The 17,889-nt window shown below is 72.3% G+C and carries 17 protein-coding genes; 13 read left to right on the top strand and 4 right to left on the bottom strand.

The window, feature by feature from the left end:
- The first annotated feature begins 49 nt into the window (after window positions 1-49).
- The 7 genes from rpmI (at window position 50) to KIK09_RS53620 (ending at window position 6,700) form a co-directional block, all read left to right on the top strand.
- Entirely contained in the window at window positions 50-244 is a 195-nt protein-coding gene (gene rpmI, locus KIK09_RS53650) for a 50S ribosomal protein L35 (protein WP_157253330.1), read from the top strand.
- Between the two features lie 24 nt (window positions 245-268).
- Window positions 269-652: a 50S ribosomal protein L20 gene (gene rplT / locus KIK09_RS53645; protein ID WP_214327359.1), complete on the top strand. Its 384-nt coding sequence runs from the start codon at window positions 269-271 to the stop codon at window positions 650-652.
- A 110-nt stretch (window positions 653-762) separates the two neighbouring features.
- Window positions 763-1,566 (top strand): TrmH family RNA methyltransferase, encoded by an 804-nt coding sequence (locus tag KIK09_RS53640; RefSeq protein WP_214327358.1) that lies wholly within the window; start codon window positions 763-765, stop codon window positions 1,564-1,566.
- A 50-nt stretch (window positions 1,567-1,616) separates the two neighbouring features.
- Window positions 1,617-2,699, top strand: a complete 1,083-nt coding sequence (locus KIK09_RS53635; RefSeq protein ID WP_214327357.1) for a sensor histidine kinase — start codon at window positions 1,617-1,619, stop codon at window positions 2,697-2,699.
- Between the two features lie 122 nt (window positions 2,700-2,821).
- A complete protein-coding gene (gene pheS, locus KIK09_RS53630; protein WP_250575314.1) occupies window positions 2,822-3,862 on the top strand; it encodes a phenylalanine--tRNA ligase subunit alpha in 1,041 nt (346 codons plus the stop codon).
- Window positions 3,862-6,414, top strand: coding sequence for a phenylalanine--tRNA ligase subunit beta (locus KIK09_RS53625; protein ID WP_214327355.1), 2,553 nt, complete (start codon window positions 3,862-3,864; stop codon window positions 6,412-6,414). Before pheS ends, KIK09_RS53625 begins: the two co-directional genes overlap by 1 nt.
- A 61-nt stretch (window positions 6,415-6,475) precedes the next feature.
- Entirely contained in the window at window positions 6,476-6,700 is a 225-nt protein-coding gene (locus tag KIK09_RS53620) for a hypothetical protein (RefSeq protein ID WP_214327354.1), read from the top strand.
- A gap of 6 nt (window positions 6,701-6,706) precedes the next feature.
- Here the strand turns inward: KIK09_RS53620 and KIK09_RS53615 are convergent, their stop codons facing one another.
- The 4 genes from KIK09_RS53615 to KIK09_RS53600 all read right to left on the bottom strand — a co-directional run bounded on the left by KIK09_RS53615 (window position 6,707) and on the right by KIK09_RS53600 (window position 10,548).
- Entirely contained in the window at window positions 6,707-8,020 is a 1,314-nt protein-coding gene (locus KIK09_RS53615) for an MFS transporter (RefSeq protein WP_214327353.1), read from the bottom strand.
- 102 nt (window positions 8,021-8,122) lie between these two features.
- Complete coding sequence (locus KIK09_RS53610; protein ID WP_214327352.1) at window positions 8,123-8,476, bottom strand: nuclear transport factor 2 family protein; 354 nt, start codon at window positions 8,474-8,476, stop codon at window positions 8,123-8,125.
- Window positions 8,477-8,530: 54 nt separating this feature from the next.
- Window positions 8,531-8,932 carry a hypothetical protein gene (locus tag KIK09_RS53605; protein WP_214327351.1) on the bottom strand — a complete coding sequence of 134 codons (402 nt, stop codon included), beginning with the start codon at window positions 8,930-8,932 and terminating at the stop codon, window positions 8,531-8,533.
- Window positions 8,933-9,096: 164 nt separating this feature from the next.
- Window positions 9,097-10,548: an MFS transporter gene (locus KIK09_RS53600; protein ID WP_308164843.1), complete on the bottom strand. Its 1,452-nt coding sequence runs from the start codon at window positions 10,546-10,548 to the stop codon at window positions 9,097-9,099.
- A 163-nt stretch (window positions 10,549-10,711) separates the two neighbouring features.
- Here KIK09_RS53600 and KIK09_RS53595 point away from each other — a divergent pair, with 163 nt between their 5' ends.
- From KIK09_RS53595 to KIK09_RS53570, 6 genes are read left to right on the top strand one after another with little or no spacing between them, the layout of a single operon-like run.
- A complete protein-coding gene (locus KIK09_RS53595; RefSeq protein WP_214327350.1) occupies window positions 10,712-11,179 on the top strand; it encodes an NADH-quinone oxidoreductase subunit B family protein in 468 nt (155 codons plus the stop codon).
- A complete protein-coding gene (locus tag KIK09_RS53590) occupies window positions 11,176-13,161 on the top strand; it encodes a proton-conducting transporter transmembrane domain-containing protein (protein ID WP_214327349.1) in 1,986 nt (661 codons plus the stop codon). Before KIK09_RS53595 ends, KIK09_RS53590 begins: the two co-directional genes overlap by 4 nt.
- Entirely contained in the window at window positions 13,158-14,099 is a 942-nt protein-coding gene (locus KIK09_RS53585; protein ID WP_308164842.1) for a respiratory chain complex I subunit 1 family protein, read from the top strand. Before KIK09_RS53590 ends, KIK09_RS53585 begins: the two co-directional genes overlap by 4 nt.
- A 7-nt stretch (window positions 14,100-14,106) precedes the next feature.
- A complete protein-coding gene (locus tag KIK09_RS53580; protein ID WP_214327348.1) occupies window positions 14,107-14,754 on the top strand; it encodes a hypothetical protein in 648 nt (215 codons plus the stop codon).
- Window positions 14,754-16,328, top strand: a complete 1,575-nt coding sequence (locus KIK09_RS53575; protein ID WP_214327347.1) for a proton-conducting transporter transmembrane domain-containing protein — start codon at window positions 14,754-14,756, stop codon at window positions 16,326-16,328. Before KIK09_RS53580 ends, KIK09_RS53575 begins: the two co-directional genes overlap by 1 nt.
- Entirely contained in the window at window positions 16,325-17,770 is a 1,446-nt protein-coding gene (locus tag KIK09_RS53570) for a hydrogenase large subunit (RefSeq protein WP_308164841.1), read from the top strand. Before KIK09_RS53575 ends, KIK09_RS53570 begins: the two co-directional genes overlap by 4 nt.
- The last annotated feature ends 119 nt before the right edge of the window (window positions 17,771-17,889 follow it).

Genomic DNA, 17,889 nt, shown 5'->3' with positions numbered 1-17,889 from the left:
GCCAGCACCGGCCCGGTATGCGGCACGGACGAATGGGAGAGACGGCGACATGCCGAAGATGAAGACGCACAGCGGTGCGAAGAAGCGGTTCCGGCTCACCGGCACCGGCAAGGTCAAGCGCCGTCGTGCCGCCCGCGCGCACTACAACGAGTGGAAGTCGTCCACGCTGACGCGCCGTCTCAAGAACGAAGTCGTCGTCTCCGACAACGACGTCAAGAAGATCAAGAAGCTGCTCGCCAAGTAGCGCGAACCCCCGGGGAGATACAACATGGCACGCGTGAAGCGGGCGCTCAACGCCAAGAAGAAGCGCAAGGTCGTCCTCGAGCGGGCCGCGGGTTACCGTGGTCAGCGCTCTCGCCTGTACCGCAAGGCGAAGGAGCAGATGCTCCACTCGATGACCTACGCCTACCGTGACCGCAAGGACCGCAAGGGCGCCTTCCGCCGCCTGTGGATCCAGCGCATCAACGCCGCGGCACGGCTGAACGGCATCACCTACAACCGCCTCATCCAGGGCCTTCGTCTGGCCGGTATCGAGGTGGACCGCAAGATCCTGGCCGATCTCGCGGTGAACGACGCCCAGACCTTCGCCACGCTCGTCGAGTCCGCCAAGAAGGCGCTGCCGGCGAACGTGAACGCTCCGGCCGCGAGCTGAGGCGCATCTGACTGGAGGGCCCACCTGTCGGTGGGCCCTTTGTCGCGTGTACGGCCCGCCGCGGCCTTCCACGGAATGCGGCGGCGGGCGAACCAGGGGGAAAGACGAGCATGGCGGGATCCGAGCTGACCAACGTCAAGTCGCCGCGGGTGAAGGCCGCCCGCAGGCTGACCAAGCGCTCCTTCCGTGAGCAGGACCGCAGGTTCCTGGCCGAGGGCCCGCAGGCCGTGCGCGAGGCGCTGAAGCTGGACGGCGTGGTGGTGGAGCTGTTCGCCACCGCCGAGGCCGAGCTGCGCCACGCCGAGCTGGTCGCCGAGGCCCGCGCGCAGGGCATCCCCGTGCACCTGGCCAGCGGCGAGGTCATGGCCGAGCTGTCGCAGACCGTCACCCCGCAGGGCCTGCTGGCCGTGTGCGGCCTGGTCCACGTGGCGCTGGAGGAGGGCCTGCCCGAGGCCGCCCGCCTGGTCGCCGTGCTGGCGCACGTGCGCGACCCGGGCAACGCCGGCACCGTGCTGCGCGCGGCCGACGCCGCCGGCGCCGACAGCGTGGTGTTCACCGACGCCTCCGTCGACCCCTACAACGGCAAGTGCGTGCGTGCCAGCGCGGGAAGCCTGTTCCACCTGCCCGTCGTCACCGGCGCTCCGGTGGCGCACGCCGTACGGGCTTTGAAGGAGCGCGGCCTGCGGGTGCTGGCCGCCGACGGGGCCGGCGAGAAGACGCTGGACGACGTCGATCTGTCGGGCCCGACCGCGTGGATCTTCGGCAACGAGGCCTGGGGACTGCCCGCCGACGTGCTCGCGCTTGCCGACGAGGTGGTCAGGGTTCCCATCTACGGCAAGGCCGAAAGCCTCAACCTCGCCACGGCCGCCGCGGTGTGTCTTTACGCATCCGCCCGCTCTCAGCGGGTGCCCTAGGCGGCGGGAAACCCGCTATTGTCGGCCATGTAGGCGGAGGAGGCGAGGTCGTGCACGGCTCGGACACCGATGGGCGGGTGGGCGCCTCCGTGTGCACGATCGCCATCGACGACCTGCCGGACGGGTTGATCATCGCGGACAGATTCGGCCGGGTGCTGGCCGTCAACCGCGCCGCAGCCCGGCTCACCGGCGTCCAGCCCGAGCGTGCCGTCGGCAAGGACATGAACGAGGTCTTCCCCTTCCGCGACCACGACGGCCGCGAATGGTGGAAGGCGCTCGACCCCGAGGGCGGGCTCCGCACCCGCACCAGGGTCCCGGAGAAGCCGCTGCACCTGCCCGGCGGCCAGGAGCTGTACGTCGCCGCCCGGCTGGTGCGCGAGCCCGAGCGCTGCGGCGACGTCGTCAGGGTCGCGATCACGCTGCGCGACGGCGGCGCCCGCGCCCGCCTCGAGCGCAGCCGCGCCGACCTGGTCTCCACCGTCGCCCACGAGCTTCGTTCCCCGCTGACCAGCGTCAAGGGGTTCACCGCCACGCTGCTGGCCAAGTGGACCCGCTTCACCGACGAGCAGAAGCGGGTCATGCTCGAGACCGTCAACAACGACGCCGACCGCGTCACCCGGCTCATCACCGAACTGCTCGACGTCTCCCGCATCGAGTCGGGCCGCCTGGAGGTGCACAGGCAGGTCGTCGACGTGCCCGCCAGGGCCAGGCGCATCATCGCGGGACGCGTTGCGGCGGGCGAGCCCGAGGACCGCTTCCGCCTCACCGTGGCCGACGACCTGCCCGAGACCTGGCTCGACCAGGACAAGGTTGACCAGATCCTCGCTAACCTGGTGGAAAACGCGGTGCGGCACGGGCGCGGTACCGTGACAATAGACATCGAATCCGTCGGATGGGGAGTTGCCGTGTCAGTGCGCGACCAGGGCGAGGGCATCGAGCCCGAGCTGGCGCCGCGCGTCTTCCGGCAGTTCTGGCGGGGCAACAGCCGCCGTCGCGGCGGCACCGGGCTTGGCCTGTTCATCGTCAAGGGCCTGGTCGAGGCCCACGGCGGCACGATCACCGTGCAGCGCGCGCCCGAGGGCGGGGCGGAGTTCCGATTTACCGTGCCCACCGGCACACCCGATTTCGCTTAGGGGACTCCCGGTGGGCCGCCACCGTTAGACTTTTCCCGCTCAAGCCCTGGATACGGAGCTCACTCTTGTCTGACTACGACCCCGTCGAGGTCACACCGTTGCATGCCGACGAGGTGTCGCGCATGGAGGCCGACGCCCTCGCGGCGATCAAGGCGGCCGACTCCCTCGACGCACTCAAGCAGGTACGGCTCGCGCACGCCGGCGACCGTTCGCCCATCGCGCTGGCCAACAGGGAGATCGGCGCGCTGCCGCCGGCCGCCCGCGCCGAGGCGGGCAAGCGCGTCGGCGGCGCCCGCAAGGCGATCAGCGAGGCGCTGGCGGCACGGCAGGCCGAGCTGGAGGCCGAGCGCGACGCCCTGGTGCTCGTCGAGGAGGCCGTCGACGTCACCCTGCCCTGGGACCGGCGCCCGCGCGGCGCCCGCCACCCGCTGACCACCATGCAGGAGCGCATCGCCGACACCTTCGTCGCGATGGGCTACGAGGTGGCCGAGGGGCCCGAGCTGGAGGGCGAGTGGTTCAACTTCGACGCGCTCAACATCTCCACGGACCACCCGGCCCGCTCCGACCACGACACGTTCTTCGTGGAGTCGACAGAGTCGGGCATGGTGCTCAGGACGCAGACGAGCCCGGTGCAGATCCGCGCGCTGCTGAGCCGTGAGCTGCCCGTCTACGTGGTCGCGCCGGGCAAGACGTTCCGCACCGACGAGCTCGACGCCACCCACACGCCCGTCTTCCACCAGGTCGAGGGCCTGGCCATCGACGAGGGCCTGACGATGGCCCACCTGAAGGGCACCCTCGACCGCTTCGCCGAGGTGACGTTCGGAGAGGGCATCACGACCCGGTTCAGGCCGCACTACTTCCCCTTTACCGAGCCGTCGGCCGAGGTGGACCTGAAGTGCTTCGTCTGCCGCGGCACCTCCGCCGTCCCCGGCAACCCGCCCTGCCGCACCTGCAAGAGCGAGGGGTGGATCGAGTGGGGCGGCTGCGGCATGGTCAACCCGCGGGTGCTCATCGCCTGCGGCGTCGACCCGGCCCGCTACTCCGGGTTCGCCTTCGGCATGGGTATCGAGCGTTCGCTGATGTTCCGCCACAACGTCGAGGACATGCGTGACATGGTCGAGGGCGACGTGCGCTTCTCGCTCCCGTTCGGAATGGAGATCTGATGAAGGCCCCGCTTTCCTGGCTGCGGGAGTACGTCGATCTTCCGCCGGTGACCGCGCAGGAGGTCGCCGACAGGCTCACCGCCGCAGGGCTCAAGCTCGAGCGGATCATCCCCTACGGCCACGACGTCAAGAACGTCGTGGTCGGCGAGGTGCTCGAGATCGAGGAGCTGACCGGCTTCAAGAAGCCGATCCGCCACTGCAAGGTCGAGGTCGGTGAGGCGACGCCGCGCGAGATCGTCTGCGGCGCCACCAACTTCGTCGTGGGCGACCGTGTGCCGGTGGTGCTGCCCGGCGGCGTGCTGCCCGGCGGGTTCGAGGTCGGCGCCCGCAAGACCTACGGCCGCATGTCCGAGGGCATGATCTGCTCCGAGCGCGAGCTCGGCCTCGGCGACGACCACAACGGCATCATGGTGCTGCCCGCGGGCACCCCGATCGGCACCGACGTGGTCGAGCTGCTCGGCCTGCGTGACGACGTCATCGAGATGGAGATCTCGCCCGACATCAGCTACGCCCTGTCCATGCGCGGCGTGGCACGCGAGGTCGCGATCGCCTTCGACGTGCCCTTCCACGACCCGGCCGCCGTCGAGGTCCCCGACTCCGACGGCTCGGCCTGGCCGGCGCGCATCGCCGACGCCACCGCGTGCGACCGGTTCGTGCTGCGCGAGACGCACGGCTTCGACCCGGAGGCGCAGAGCCCGCTGTGGATGCGCGTGCGGCTCAACCGGGCCGGGATGCGCCCGGTGTCGCTGGCCGTCGACATCACCAACTACGTGATGCTGGAGATGGGCCAGCCGCTGCACGCCTTCGACCGGGCCAAGCTCACCGGCGAGATCGTCGTACGGCGGGCCGAGCCCGGCGAGACCCTGGAGACCCTCGACCATGTGGTGCGCACCCTGCACCCCGGCGAGGACATCCTGATCACCGACGAGTCGGGCCCGATCTCGATGGCCGGCACCATGGGCGGCCTGGCCACCGAGATCTCCGACGACACCGTCGACATCGTGATCGAGGCGGCGCACTTCTCGGCGCCCGGCATCTCCCGCGAGTCTCGCGCGCACAAGCTGATCTCGGAGTCGTCCAAGCGGTTCGAGCGCGGCGTCGACCGCGAGCTGCCGCTGGTCGCCTCGTGGCGGGCGGTCCAGCTGCTGGCCGAGCTCGGTGGCGCCACCGTCCGGCCGGGCGTCACGCACGCCGAGGTCGAGGTGTCCCCGGCCAGGATCGCGATCCCGGCCGGCTACCCCGGGCGGGTGGCAGGCGTGCCGTACCCGAAGGAGACGGTGGTGCGGCGCCTGGAGCAGCTCGGCTGCGCGGTGGCCGACGGCGACGACCCGGCCGTGCGCACGGGCGGGGTGGCGCCGACCGCGGTCATCACCGGCGGCGAGGTGGCCACCAAGCTGGCCATCGCCGGCGACGACATGATCACCGTGACGCCGCCGTCCTGGCGGACCGACCTGACCGACCCCAACGACCTGGCCGAGGAGGTCATCAGGCTCGAGGGCTACGCCGCACTGCCGTCGGTGCTGCCCAAGGCGCCCGCGGGCGCCGGGCTGACCGAGGAGCAGCGGCTGCGCCGCCGGGTCGGCCGCGCGCTGGCCGGGGCGGGCTTCGTCGAGGTGCTGTCCTACCCGTTCGTCGGGCAGGCCGACCTGGACAACCTGCAGCTGCCCGCCGACGACGCGCGCCGCAAGGCGATGCGCCTGGCCAACCCGCTGTCCGACGACGAGCCGCTGATGCGCACGACGCTGCTGCCCGGGCTGCTGAAGACCCTGGTGCGCAACGTCGGGCGCGGCTTCTCCGACGTGGCGCTGTTCGAGACCGGCCTGGTGTTCCGCCCGCGCGAGGGCGCGCCCGCCACGGCTCCGGTGCTCAGTGTCGAGCGCAGGCCGACCGAGGAGGAGCTGGCCTCGATCGCGGCCGCGCTGCCCGACCAGCCGCAGCGGGTCGCCGCCGTGCTGGCGGGCGAGTTCGGCCGCTCCGGCTGGTGGGGTTCGGGGCGGCAGGCCTCCTGGGCCGACGCCGTGCAGGCCGCCCGCGAGGTGGCCGCCGAGGCGGGCGTCGAGCTGTCGGTGACCGCCGACCAGCACGAGCCCTGGCACCCGGGCCGCTGCGCCGCGCTGTACGTCGGCGACACGCTCGTCGGCCACGCCGGTGAGCTGCACCCGCGCGTCATCGAGGCCTACGGCCTGCCACCGCGCACCAGCGCCATGGAGCTGGAGCTGTCGCGGCTCCCGCTCGACGGCCCGGTCCAGGCGCCGGAGGTGTCGGCCTACCCGGTCGCCACCCAGGACGTCGCGCTCATCGTGCCCGACTTCACGCCCGAGGCGGACGTCGCGGCGGCGCTGCGCGACGGGGCGGGCGAGCTGCTGGAGTCGATCCGGTTGTTCGACGTCTACACCGGGTCGCAGGTGGGCGACGGGCACAAGTCGCTGGCCTACACGCTGCGCTTCCGCGCCCCCGACAGGACGCTGACGGTCGAGGAGACCACGGCGGCCCGCGACGCCGCCGTCGCGGTCGCCGCCGACCGCGTCGGCGCCCAGTTGCGCGGCGCCTGAGGTTGCCGAAGAGGGCTGGTACGGCACGCCGTACCAGCCCTGCGTCGTTGTGGGAGGTGGGATGACGCAGCTGCTGGTGTTCCCCGAGCGGGACGACGCCGAAGAGGTGGCGCGCGCGCTGGGGGAGCGGTATCCGGAATTCGGCGCGCCGCGGGTGGTGCGCGAGACGCTCGCGGGCGAGGACGACGCCGAGGACGCGCAGTGGGTGGTCGTGGCCGACGCGTTCGACCCGGCCGTGGTGGAGGCGCTGGCCTGGGAGCACGACGGCTGGGTCGAGACCGGCTGAGCCGGGCTACTCCGAGGCGCTCGCGGCGTTCTCCAGGGACGCCTGAGCGCGGCGGGCCTTCTCGGCCAGCGCGTGCTCGTCGGTGCGCGCGTCGTAGCGGCGGAAGCGCGGCAGCGCCAGGCTGAGCGCGGCCACCGCGCCCACGCACAGCAGGCCGCCCACCCCCAGGGAGAAGCGCGCCCCGCGGAGCTGGGCCATCAGGCCCGCCCGCGCGTCGCCCAGCATCGGGCCGCTGGCGTAGGACAGCAGCTCGATGCCGGCCAGCCTGCCGCGCAGCTCGTTCGGGATCGTCTGGTTCCACAGCGTGGAGCGGAAGATCCCGCTCACCATGTCAGCCGCGCCGGCCAGCGCCAGGCAGGCGAACACCACCCACACGTTCGGGGCCAGCGCGGCCAGCGCCACCGCGACGCCCCACAGCGCCGCGGCCAGGATCACGCCGAGCCCGTGGCGGTGCACGCGCGAGGTCCAGCCGCCGGTCAGCGAGGCGATCAGCGAACCCACCGAGCCGGCTGAGTACAGCAACCCCAGGGCGCCGGGCGCGCCCAGCTCGTCGGCCAGGAACGGGAACAGCGCCGTCGACATCGCGAACACCATGGCCGCGATGTCGACCAGGTAGGTGCCCATCAGGTCGCTGCGTCCCACCGCGTAACGCACGCCCTCGACCAGCGACCGCAGCGAGGCGGGCTCGGCGTCCTCCGCTGCCGGTGCCGAGGCGATCCGCCACAGCAGGACCAGCGACAGCAGGAAGGTGAACGCGTCGATCGCGTAGGCGGTGGCCGTGCCGAACGCCGTCACCACCAGGCCGCCCACCGCGGGCGCCACGATCGCGCCGAAGTTCCACCGCAGGCTCGTCAGCACTGCCGCCGCGCCCAGCTGGTCGTGCCGCACCACCTGCGGGATCAGCGCCTCCATGCTGGGGCGCTGCAGGCAGGCGATGCCGGTCGAGGCCGCGCCCACCACGTACAGCACCCAGGCCTGCGGGTGCGGCAGCAGCGCGTTGAGCATCAGCGCGCCCGAGGTGACCAGCAGCCCCAGCTCGCTCAGCAGGATGACCTTGCGCCGGTCGAGCGCGTCGGCGATCGCGCCGCCCCACAGCCCGCAGATCACCATCGGCACGAACTCCGCCAGGCTCACCAGGCCGACCGCCAGGTAGGAGCCGGTCAGCTGCTTCATCTGGTACGGCACGGCCACCGCGGTGATGAACGTGCCGAACATGGTGATCACGCCGGAGGCCATCAGCAGCCGGAAGTCGCGCGAGTCACGCAGCGGCCCGAGGTCGAGCGCGAGGTGGCGGAGCAGGCGTCGTATCTGATCGGGCACGAGGCCACATTGTGCGGTGCGATCCGGACGCCGGGCAACTGGTTTTCCGGCAACGAGAAAGCCCCCGGGACGGGTGTCCCGGGGGCTTGTCTCAGAGGGGGATCAGGCGGCGGGCACCTTGTCGAGGAACCCGAGCACCTTGCGGATCCTGCCGTCCTCGGCCAGCTCCACCACGTCGAATCCGACCACCACCGGCTCCTGCCCCTCGGGGCCCAGGTGCCAGGTGAAGCGGGCGATGTCGTGGTGGGCGTCGTAGACCTCACCGGCGCTGAAGACGAAACCGGAGAACATGCCCTGCGCTCCCTCGATCAGCGCCGCGATCGCCTCGTGGCCGGCGACGTCGGCCAGCGGGTCGGTGTAGGTCGCCTCCTCGGTCCACAGCTCGGCCACGGCCTTGGCGCGGGCGTCGGCGTCGGTCTCGTTCCAGGCGGCGATGTAGCGCTCAACGATGCTCATGATGATGTTGTCCTTTCGAGTGATATTTCAGGAGATGTTAGAGAGGGCTGCTCTTTAGCGGGTCCTGCGCAGGCCCATGATCTGGACCTCGGCGAAGACCCCGACCACCAGCGCCTGTGCGATGGCCCAGATCGCGCCCAGCGTCGTGAAGTCCAGCGCCCCGGCGATCACGGCGGCGACGCTGGCCAGCGTCCAGACGATGTTGAGGCCGATGACGGCCTTGGTCCCGGCACGGCTGATGGTGGCGCGGGTGGCCAGGAAGCCGACGGCCGCGGCGTACACCAGCAGGAAGGCGCCGATCTCGCGCAGCAGGGCGGGCGCGGGGCCGAGCAGGTCGCCCACCGGGCCGGCGGCCACGAGGTAGACCAGCCCGTTGACGCCGGTGACGACGGCGTCGAGGGCCAGCGCGATGCGCAGGAACTTGGTGCGGTCGGCGGTGGCGGTCAAGATGGTCATCTCGGGCTCCTCGTTGCGTTCTTGCGGACATGAGAACCGTGTCATCCGCGGCATAGGCGGCGCGATTACGCGCCAGGTAATGCGACCCGCTATGTCGCCTCTGACCTGCGCGAACGACAACGAAAAAGGCCCGCTCCCGGTGGGAGCGGGCCGTGGAACGGCGGTCAGCCGCGCGCCTTCCTCGGCAGGAGGAAGCCGATCGCGAAGGCCAGCGCCGTCAGCGCGAGCGTGATCAGGATGGTCACCTGGGCGGCGTGCACCGCGACCAGGGGAGCGGTGCCGGGCGCGTGCGCCCCGATCCGGCCGAAGAAGACCGTGCCCAGGACGGCCACGCCCAGGGAGGCGCCGAGCTGCTGGATGCTCTCCAGCGCCCCGGCCGCCGAGCCCACCTCGTGGTCCTCGACCTCGCCCATGATGATGTCGAACAGCGGCACGAAGATCATGCCCATCCCGCCGCCGAAGACGAACATCGGGACGATCAGGTGCCAGGCCGCCACCCCGGACCCGGCCAGCTCGAACACCGCGTACATCGCGACCAGCCCGGCCGCCATCAGGCTCAGGCCCACGTGCAGGATCCGCCGCCCGAGCACCGCGATCCTCATGGCCGCGAAGGCGGTGCCGAGGAAGGCGCCGACCGCCCAGCTCGACATCGTCAGCGTCGCACGCAGCGCCGAGTAGCCCAGCCCGAGCTGCAGGAACATCCCGGTGGCCAGCGAGAACCCGCACACCGCGCCGAAGAAGACGATCACGAAGACCACGCCGGAGGTGTAGGAGCGCTTGGCGAACACGCTCGGCTCGACCAGGGTGTCGGCGCCGGCCCGCTTGCGGCGCAGCTGGTGGACGCCGAAGGCGGCGAACAGCGGGACCGAGGCGCCCATCATCGCCAGCGTCCAGGCCGGCCAGCCGAGCTCGCGACCCTGCACCAGCGGGAAGATCAGCAGCATCATCGCGGCGCCCGCCAGCACCACCCCGGCCAGGTCGAGCCGGGTCGAGCGGGCGGCGGACGGCACGGAGGGCAGCACCTTGGCCCCGGCGGCCAGCGCGAACGCGCCGAGCGGCAGGTTGATCAGGAAGATCATCCGCCAGCCGGTGCCCAGCAGGTCGGCGTCCACGAGCACCCCGGCGACGATCGGGCCGAGGATCGTGGCCAGCCCGATCACCGGACCGAACGCGCCGAACGCCTTGCCCAGCTCGTTCGGCGGGAACATGTCGCGGATCAGGCCGAACCCCTGCGGGATCAGCATCGCGCCGAACAGGCCCTGCACCACGCGCGCCACGATGAGCACCTCGGGCGTGGGGGACAGGGCGCAGGCCAGCGAGCTGAGCACGAAGCCGGCCGTGCCGATCATCATCATCCGCTTGCGGCCGAACATGTCGCCGAGCCGCCCGCCGGTCAGCAGCCCGACAGCCAGGGCGAGGGTGTAGCCGGCGGCGATCCACTGCAGGCTGGCGTATCCGCCCCCCAGGTCGGCCTGGATGGCGGGGCCGCCCACGTTGACCACGGTCGAGTCGAGCAGGTTCATCAGCGTCGCCGACAGCACGGCGAACAGGCCCAGCCAACGGCGCTTGTCCGGGGCTGCTACGGGGGCGGCGGGCGCCTCGAGGATCGCGGTCACTGGACTTCCCTTCCTACGGAACGGATCGCTCTGTTCTAGCTCTAGATTAGCGGAACGGAATGATTTATTCCATAGCTAAGGAAAAGTAATCACCCGAACACGCTGCGTGACGCCCGTGAGGGGTGCATAGTTTTCGCAGGTCACGTGCGGAGGAGTGGCATACGTGGGGTTGTTGCGCAGGATCAGGAGGGCGGGCCGCCTGGCCGAGCCGCCCCTGCAGCGTTCGGAAGGCCCCGGCGAGTTCGCCGGGTCGGTGCAGATCCGGCACGTCGACGCCGGCTCGTGCAACGGCTGCGAGGTGGAGATCGCCTCGGCCTTCGGCCCGGTCTACGACGCCGAGCGGTACGGCGCGCGGCTGGTGGCCTCGCCCCGCCACGCCGACGTGCTGCTGGTGACCGGCCCGGTGACGCGCAACATGGAGGTCGCGCTGCGCCGCACCTACGAGGCCGTGCCCGAGCCCCGCCGGGTCATCGCGCTCGGCGACTGCGCCCGCGACTGCGGGGTGTTCGCGGGAGCCTACGGCGTGGCCGGTTCGGTGTCCGACGTGCTGCCGGTCGACGTCGAGGTCCGCGGATGCCCGCCGCCGCCCGAGGCCATCATCGAGGCGCTGCGCGGGATGACCGGCCGATGACGCTGTACGCGTGGGCGCTCGGGCTGTGCCTGTTCGCCACCCTGCCGGGCCTCGTCCGCGGGCTGGGCACCGCCGGCCGGATACTGTCGGGCGTGGTCCTGGCCGCGGCGGGCGGCTGCGCGGCCGTCGCCGGCTGCCAGGCCATGCTGGGGCACGGCTGGTCGGCCTGGCTGCCCTGGCTGCTGCCGCTGTCAGGGGTACGGCTGGCCCTCGACCCGCTGGGCGGGCTGTTCACCGCCATCACCGGCGCGGTCACCCTGTGCGCCGCCGTCTACGGCATCGGCCACAGACCGGGCCGCGGCCGAGCCGTGATCCCGCTCTTCGTGGCGGGCATGCTGCTGGTGCCCGCCGCCGCGAGCGTGAGCACGTTCCTGGCGTGCTGGGAGCTGATGGCCGTCACCTCGCTCGTCCTCGTCCTGGCCGAGCACCGTGAAAGGCCCGAGGTCGCCAGGGCCGGGCTCTGGTACGGCGTGATGACCCAGCTCGGCCTGGCGAGCATCCTGTGCGGCCTGTGCTACCTGGCCGCCGAGGCCGGAGGGGAGTCCTTCGACCAGCTGCGCGCCGCGGCTCTCAGCCCCGCCGAGCGCAACGTGATCTTCCTGGCCACCCTGCTGGGCTTCGCGTCGAAGGCCGGGATCGTCCCCCTGCACGTCTGGCTCCCCAGGGCCTACCCGGAAGCCCCGAGCCCGGCCGCCGCCCTGATGAGCGGCGCCATGGTCAACCTCGGCGTCTACGGCCTCGTCCGGGTCGGGCTCGACCTGCTGCGCGGCGGGCCCGGCTGGTGGTGGTGGATCGTGCTCGCCCTCGGCGCCCTGTCCGCGCTGTACGGCGTGCTGCAGGCAGCCATGGCCACCGACGTGAAACGCCTGCTCGGCTACTCCTCGACCGAGAACATGGGCTTGGTCCTCATCGGCGTCGGAGCAGCCGGGTTCTTCGCCGCCGACGGCGCCACCCTGCTGGCCGGGCTCGCCCTCACCGCCGGGCTGCTGCACGTGGTCAACCACGCCGCGTTCAAGACCCTGCTGTTCCAGGCCGCCGGCTCGGTCCAGCAGGCCACCGGCACCCGCGACCTGGACGCCCTCGGCGGGCTCAGGGAACGCATGCCGTACACCACCGCGCTCTTCGCGGTCGGGGCGATCTGCGCCTCGGCGCTGCCGCCGGGCAACGGGTTCGTCAGCGAGTGGCTGCTGCTGCAGGGCCTCATCCACGCGCTGCCGTCCTCCGGCGTGGCGGGCGCCGTCACGATGCCGCTGGCCGTGGGCGCGATCGCGCTGTCGGCGGGGCTGGCCGTGGCCACGTTCGTCAAGGCGTTCGGCATCGGCTTCCTGGCCAGGCCGCGCGGCGCGGGAGCCGAGCGGGCCGCGGAGAGCCCGCGGCCGATGGTGTGGGGGATGGGGCTGGCCGCCGCGGCGTGCCTGTTCCTCGCGCTCAACCCGACGCTGGTCGCGCCCACGCTGGCCGGAGCCGTCGGGCGGATGATCCCGGGGGAGGGCGCCGTCGCCGGTGAGGTGACGGTGCGGCTGACCAGGATCACCGCGTCGATCTCGCCGCTGCTCATCGCCTTCGCGCTGTGCTGCGCGGTGGCGGGGCTGGCGGTGCTGGTCCGCCTGGTGGCGGCGCGCCGTCCGCGCCGCGTGGCCAGGTTGTGGGACTGCGGCGCCGGCCCGATGCCGGCCCGCACCGAGTACACCGCGACCTCGTTCGCCGAGCCGCTGCAGCGGGTCTTCGTCGACGCGCTGCAGCCCGAGAGCGCCATCGACGTGGTCGCCGTCGAGCAGTCCGGCTACCTCGTCGAGCACGTCGACTTCCGCTCCCGCGTGCCCGACCGGGTCGAGCGGCGGCTGTACGAGCCGGTGCTGGCGGCCGTGACCGCGCTCGGGCGGCGGGCGCGCCGCCTGGCCGACGGCAGCGTCCACCGCTACCTGTCCTACGGCTTCTACGCGCTGACCGGGGTGCTGATCGTGCTGGCGGTGATCTCGTGAACTGGTCCGGCCTGATCATCCAGCTCGTCCTGGTGGCGGGCGGCGCACCGCTGCTGGTCGGAGTGATGCGGCAGGTCCGCGCCAGGCTCGAGGGCCGGGCCGGCGCCGGGATCCTGCAACCCTGGCGCGACCTGCGCAAGCTCACCCGCAAGCAGGCCGTCACCCCCCACGGCACCGGCTGGGTCTTCAGGTCCGCCCCGCTCCTGCTGGCGGGCACCGCGCTGGTCGTGGCCGCCGTCGTGCCGCTGGTCACCGCCGACTCCCCGCTCGACGACATGGCCGACCTGTTCGCCGTCACCGCCCTGCTCGCGCTCGGCTCGGTGGCGCTCGCGCTGGGCGGCATCGACACGGGCACCGCCTTCGGTGGCATGGGCGCCAGCCGGGAGATGACCGTCCTGGCCCTGGTCGAGCCCACGATCCTGCTGTCGGTGTTCGCCCTGTCCGTGCGGGTCGGTACGACCAACCTCGGGGCCATCGTCACCGCCACCGCCGACAGCCCGCTGTCGGTGATCTCCCCGGTGAGCCTGCTGGCCGCCGTCGCGCTCGGTGTGGTCACCCTCGCCGAGGCGGGCCGCATCCCGGTCGACAACCCCTCGACCCACCTAGAGCTCACCATGATCCACGAGGCGATGATCCTCGAGTACTCCGGTCCCGACCTGGCGCTCATCGAATGGGCCTCGGCGATGCGGCTCACCGTCATGCTCGGGCTGCTGGCCAGCCTGTTCGCGCCGCTGGGCATCGCCACCGCGGGCGCGGGGGCGCTGCCGCTGGCCGTGGCCGCCGCCGCCTTCGCCGGCAAGGTCACCGTGCTGGGCGGGGCGCTGGCCGCGGGAGAGGTGTTCATGGCCAAGATCCGCCTGTTCCGCGTCCCCGAACTGCTGGCCGGGTCGTTCCTCATGGCCCTGCTCGCCGTCGCCGCCTCCTTCTTCCTGGCGTGAGGTGCCCATGTACGTCAAGGCTCTCGACCTGGCCTGCGGGGCCTTCCTGCTCACCGGCGTGCTCGTGCTGTGGCGGCGCGACCTGTCGGCCATCGTGTGGCTGTTCGGACTCCAGGGGGTCGCGCTCGGGGCGATCATCGTGATCCGCGGCCTGCACGAGGGCACCGGCGAACTGCTGGCGCTCGGCGTGGGCGTCGGCCTGCTGCGGGCGCTGGTGCTGCCGTTCCTCATGCGCCGCGCCCTGGCCGCCGGCGAGGAGCGGCTCGAGACGCGCCCGCTGGTCGGCGTCGGCACCTCGCTGCTGGTGGCGGCCGTGCTGACCATGCTCGCCTACGCCGTCTCCCAGCCCCTGGTACGGCTGTCGCCCACACCCGCCACCCAGGCCGTCCCGATCGCGCTGACCGTGCTGCTCGTGGGCTTCTTCGTGCTGGTGACCCGGCGGCGGGCCCTGTCGCAGGTCGTCGGGTTCCTGCTGATGGACAACGCGATCACGGCGGCGGCGTTCCTGACGACCAGCGGGGTTCCGCTCGTGGTGGAGCTCGGGGTGTCGCTCGACGTGCTGCTCGCCGTACTGGTGCTGAAGGTGCTGACCACAAGGATGCGGGCCGCGTTCGGCGGCACCGACCTGGACGAGCTGCGGGAGCTGCACGACTGATGAACCTCCTGGTGATCGCCCCGGTGGGGCTGCCGCTGCTGGCGGCGACCGGATACGCGCTGCTCGGCTGGAACCGGGTGACCGCCTGGCTCGGCTCGCTTGCCGCCGCCGGGGTGCTCGGCGCGGCGCTGGCCCTGGCACGCACCGGGACGGGCGAGGCGCTGTGGGGGCTGCTGCGGGTGGACGCGCTCAGCGCGTTCATGCTGATCGTGATCGGGGTCGTGGCGCTGCTCGCGATGCTGGCCAGCCCCGCCTACCTGGCCGCCGAGCTGGCCACCGGGCACACCGGGCACCGGGCGGCCCGGCGGTACGGGGTGTTCACGCAGTGCTTCGTGGCGGCCATGGCCACGGCCGTGCTCGCCTCCAGCCTCGGCGTGCTCTGGGTCGCGGTCGAGGCCACCACGATCCTGACCGCCTTCCTCGTCGGCCACCGGCGTACCCGCAAGGCGACCGAGGCCGCGTGGAAGTACGTGGTGATCTGCTCCGTCGGGATCGCGCTCGCGCTGTTCGGGCTGGTGATCGTGCACTACGCCGCCGTCCACGCCGGGCTGTCGTCGCCCGCCGGGCTCGACTGGGCGTCGCTGGCCGGGCACGCCTCCGCCCTCGACCCCGGCGCGACGCGGATCGCGGTGGTGCTGCTCGTGCTCGGGTTCGGGACCAAGGCCGGGCTCGCGCCCATGCACGCCTGGCTGCCCGACGCGCACAGCCAGGCGCCCGCGCCGGTTTCCGCGCTGATGTCCGGGGTGCTGCTGTCGGTGGCCTTCTACGCCGTCCTGCGGGTCAAGGTGATCTCCGACGGAGCCCTCGGGCCCGGGTTCGCGCGGATGCTGCTGATCGTGGTGGCGCTCGCGTCGCTGCTCGTGGCGGCGGCCCTGCTCGTCGGGCAGCGCGACTACAAGCGGCTGCTGGCCTACTCCAGCATCGAGCACATGGGCGTCATCGCGCTCGGCGCCGCCGTGGGGAACGCGCTGGCGCTGGCCGCGGTGCTGCTGCACATGCTGGGACACGGGCTCGGCAAGTCGGTGCTGTTCATCGGGGCCGGGCACATCCAGCAGGCCTCGGGCACCAGCGACATCGGCGGCGTGCGCGGGCTGGCCCGGCGGGCGCCGGTGCTCGCCGGGGTGTTCGGGGCCGGGGCGCTCGCGCTGCTCGGGTTCCCGCCGTTCAGCCTCTTCTCCAGCGAGCTGGGGATCGCCAGGGCCGGGTTCGGCGCGGGGCTGGGGTGGGTGGTGGCGGTCGCGCTGGCGCTCATGCTCGTGGTCTTCGCGGGGATCGGAGGGGGAGTGGGGCGCATGCTCGTGGGAACGGCGGGCGGGGCTCCTCCTGGTGCTTCCAGTGACATTTCGGACATGGCGGCTTCCGATGGCCTTCTGGCGCCTTCTGATGGTGCGTCGGCGGTTGCGGCTTCTGGTGGTTCGGCGGTTGCTGCTTCCGGCGGGGTGGGCAGGCGCTTGCGGTTGCGGAGTGTGGCGGTGCCGCTGGTCGCGGGGCTGCTGGCGTGTGCGGCGTTGGGGGTCACGCTGGGGCCGCTCGGTCACGTGCTGAGTGCCGCCGCCGGGGTGGTGGCCAGGTGATCGTCGACCTGTCGCCCGGCGAGCTGCCCGACGTGGCGGCCGACCTGTTCGGGCAGGGGTACCGGATCGCGCTGGTCTCCGCGGCCGTGGCCGGGGCCGGTTACCGCCTCGTCTACCTCTTCATGGGTTCCGGGCCTGCTCGCCGTACCGAACTGCACGTGCACCTGGACAGGCCCGCGGTGCCCAGCCTGGCCGCGCTGTCGTTCCCCGCCGGACGCTTCGAACGCGAGATCCGTGACCTTTACGGCATCACACCCGAGGGGCACCCGCTGCCGCGGCGCTTGGTCAGGCACCACCACTGGCCGCGCGGCTGGTATCCGATGCTGCCCGCCGCCGGACCGCCGCCGGACTTCGGCGACCCCGAGGGGCCCTACCCGTTCCGCGAGGTGGAGGGCGACGGCGTCTACGAGATCCCCGTGGGGCCCGTGCACGCCGGCATGATCGAGCCCGGGCACTTCCGCTTCTCGGTGGTGGGGGAGACGATACTCAAGCTGAAGGCCCGGCTCTGGTTCGTGCACAAGGGGGTCGAGCAGCTCTTCGAGGGCCGCCGCCCCGAGGGGGCGCTGCCGCTGGCCGAGCGCGTCAGCGGCGACACGTCCGTCGGGCACGCCCTGGCGTACTGCCTGGCCGTCGAGGAGGCCACCGGCACGCCCGTCGACCCCGAGGCGCAGCGCGGCAGGGCGATCCTGCTGGAGCTGGAACGCCTCTACAACCACGTCACCGACCTGGGCGCGCTCTGCAACGACGTCGCCCACAGCGTGCTGCAGTCGCACTGCGGCAGCGTCCGCGAGCAGCTGCTGCGGATCAACGCCGAGGTCACGGGGCACAGGTTGCTGCGCGGCGGCGTCCGGCTCGGCGGTGCCCACCTGCGCCGACTGCCCGACCTCGACCGCCTGGCCCTTCTGCGGGCGGAGCTGGAGGAGATCGTCGGGCTGGCGCTCGGCCACGGCGTCGTGTCCGACCGCTTCACCGGCACCGCCGTCCTCACCCGGCAGGCGGCGACCGACCTCGGCACGCTCGGCTACGTCGCCCGCGCCAGCGGCCTCGACCAGGACGCTCGCCGCGACCACCCCTTCGTCGACCTGGGCCCTTTCCCTGTCGCCCGCCGAGCCACCGGGGACGTCCTCGCCCGCTTCCAGGTCAGAGCCGACGAGATCGCCACCTCGATCGCCCTCATCACCCACCTCTGCTCCACCACTCCCGAGTGGCGCCTCCACGACGTACCCCGCGGCTCGGGCGTCGGCATCGTCGAAGGCTGGCGCGGCACCATCGTCCACCGGATCGAACTCGCCCCCGACGGCACCATCACCCGCGCCAAACTCGCGGACCCCTCCTTCTTCAACTGGCCCGCCCTCCCGGTGGCCCTTGGCGGCGCCATCGTCCCCGACTTTCCCCTGGTCAACAAAAGCTTCAACCTCTCCTACGCCGGCAACGACCTCTAACCACCCCCGTCCCGCAGCCACCCGGCCCCGTGTCGGCGAGGTGAAGCTCGGCGCCTTGGTACGGCGAGCGAGGGGCCACGCGTGGCGGGTCAGAAGGTCGCACTGCGGGCGCGGCAACG

The organism is Nonomuraea sediminis, assembly GCF_018531495.1.
Taxonomy (GTDB): domain Bacteria; phylum Actinomycetota; class Actinomycetes; order Streptosporangiales; family Streptosporangiaceae; genus Nonomuraea; species Nonomuraea sediminis.
Note: the sequence above shows the minus strand (reverse complement) of the source record. Positions and strands in the feature narration are given on the sequence as shown.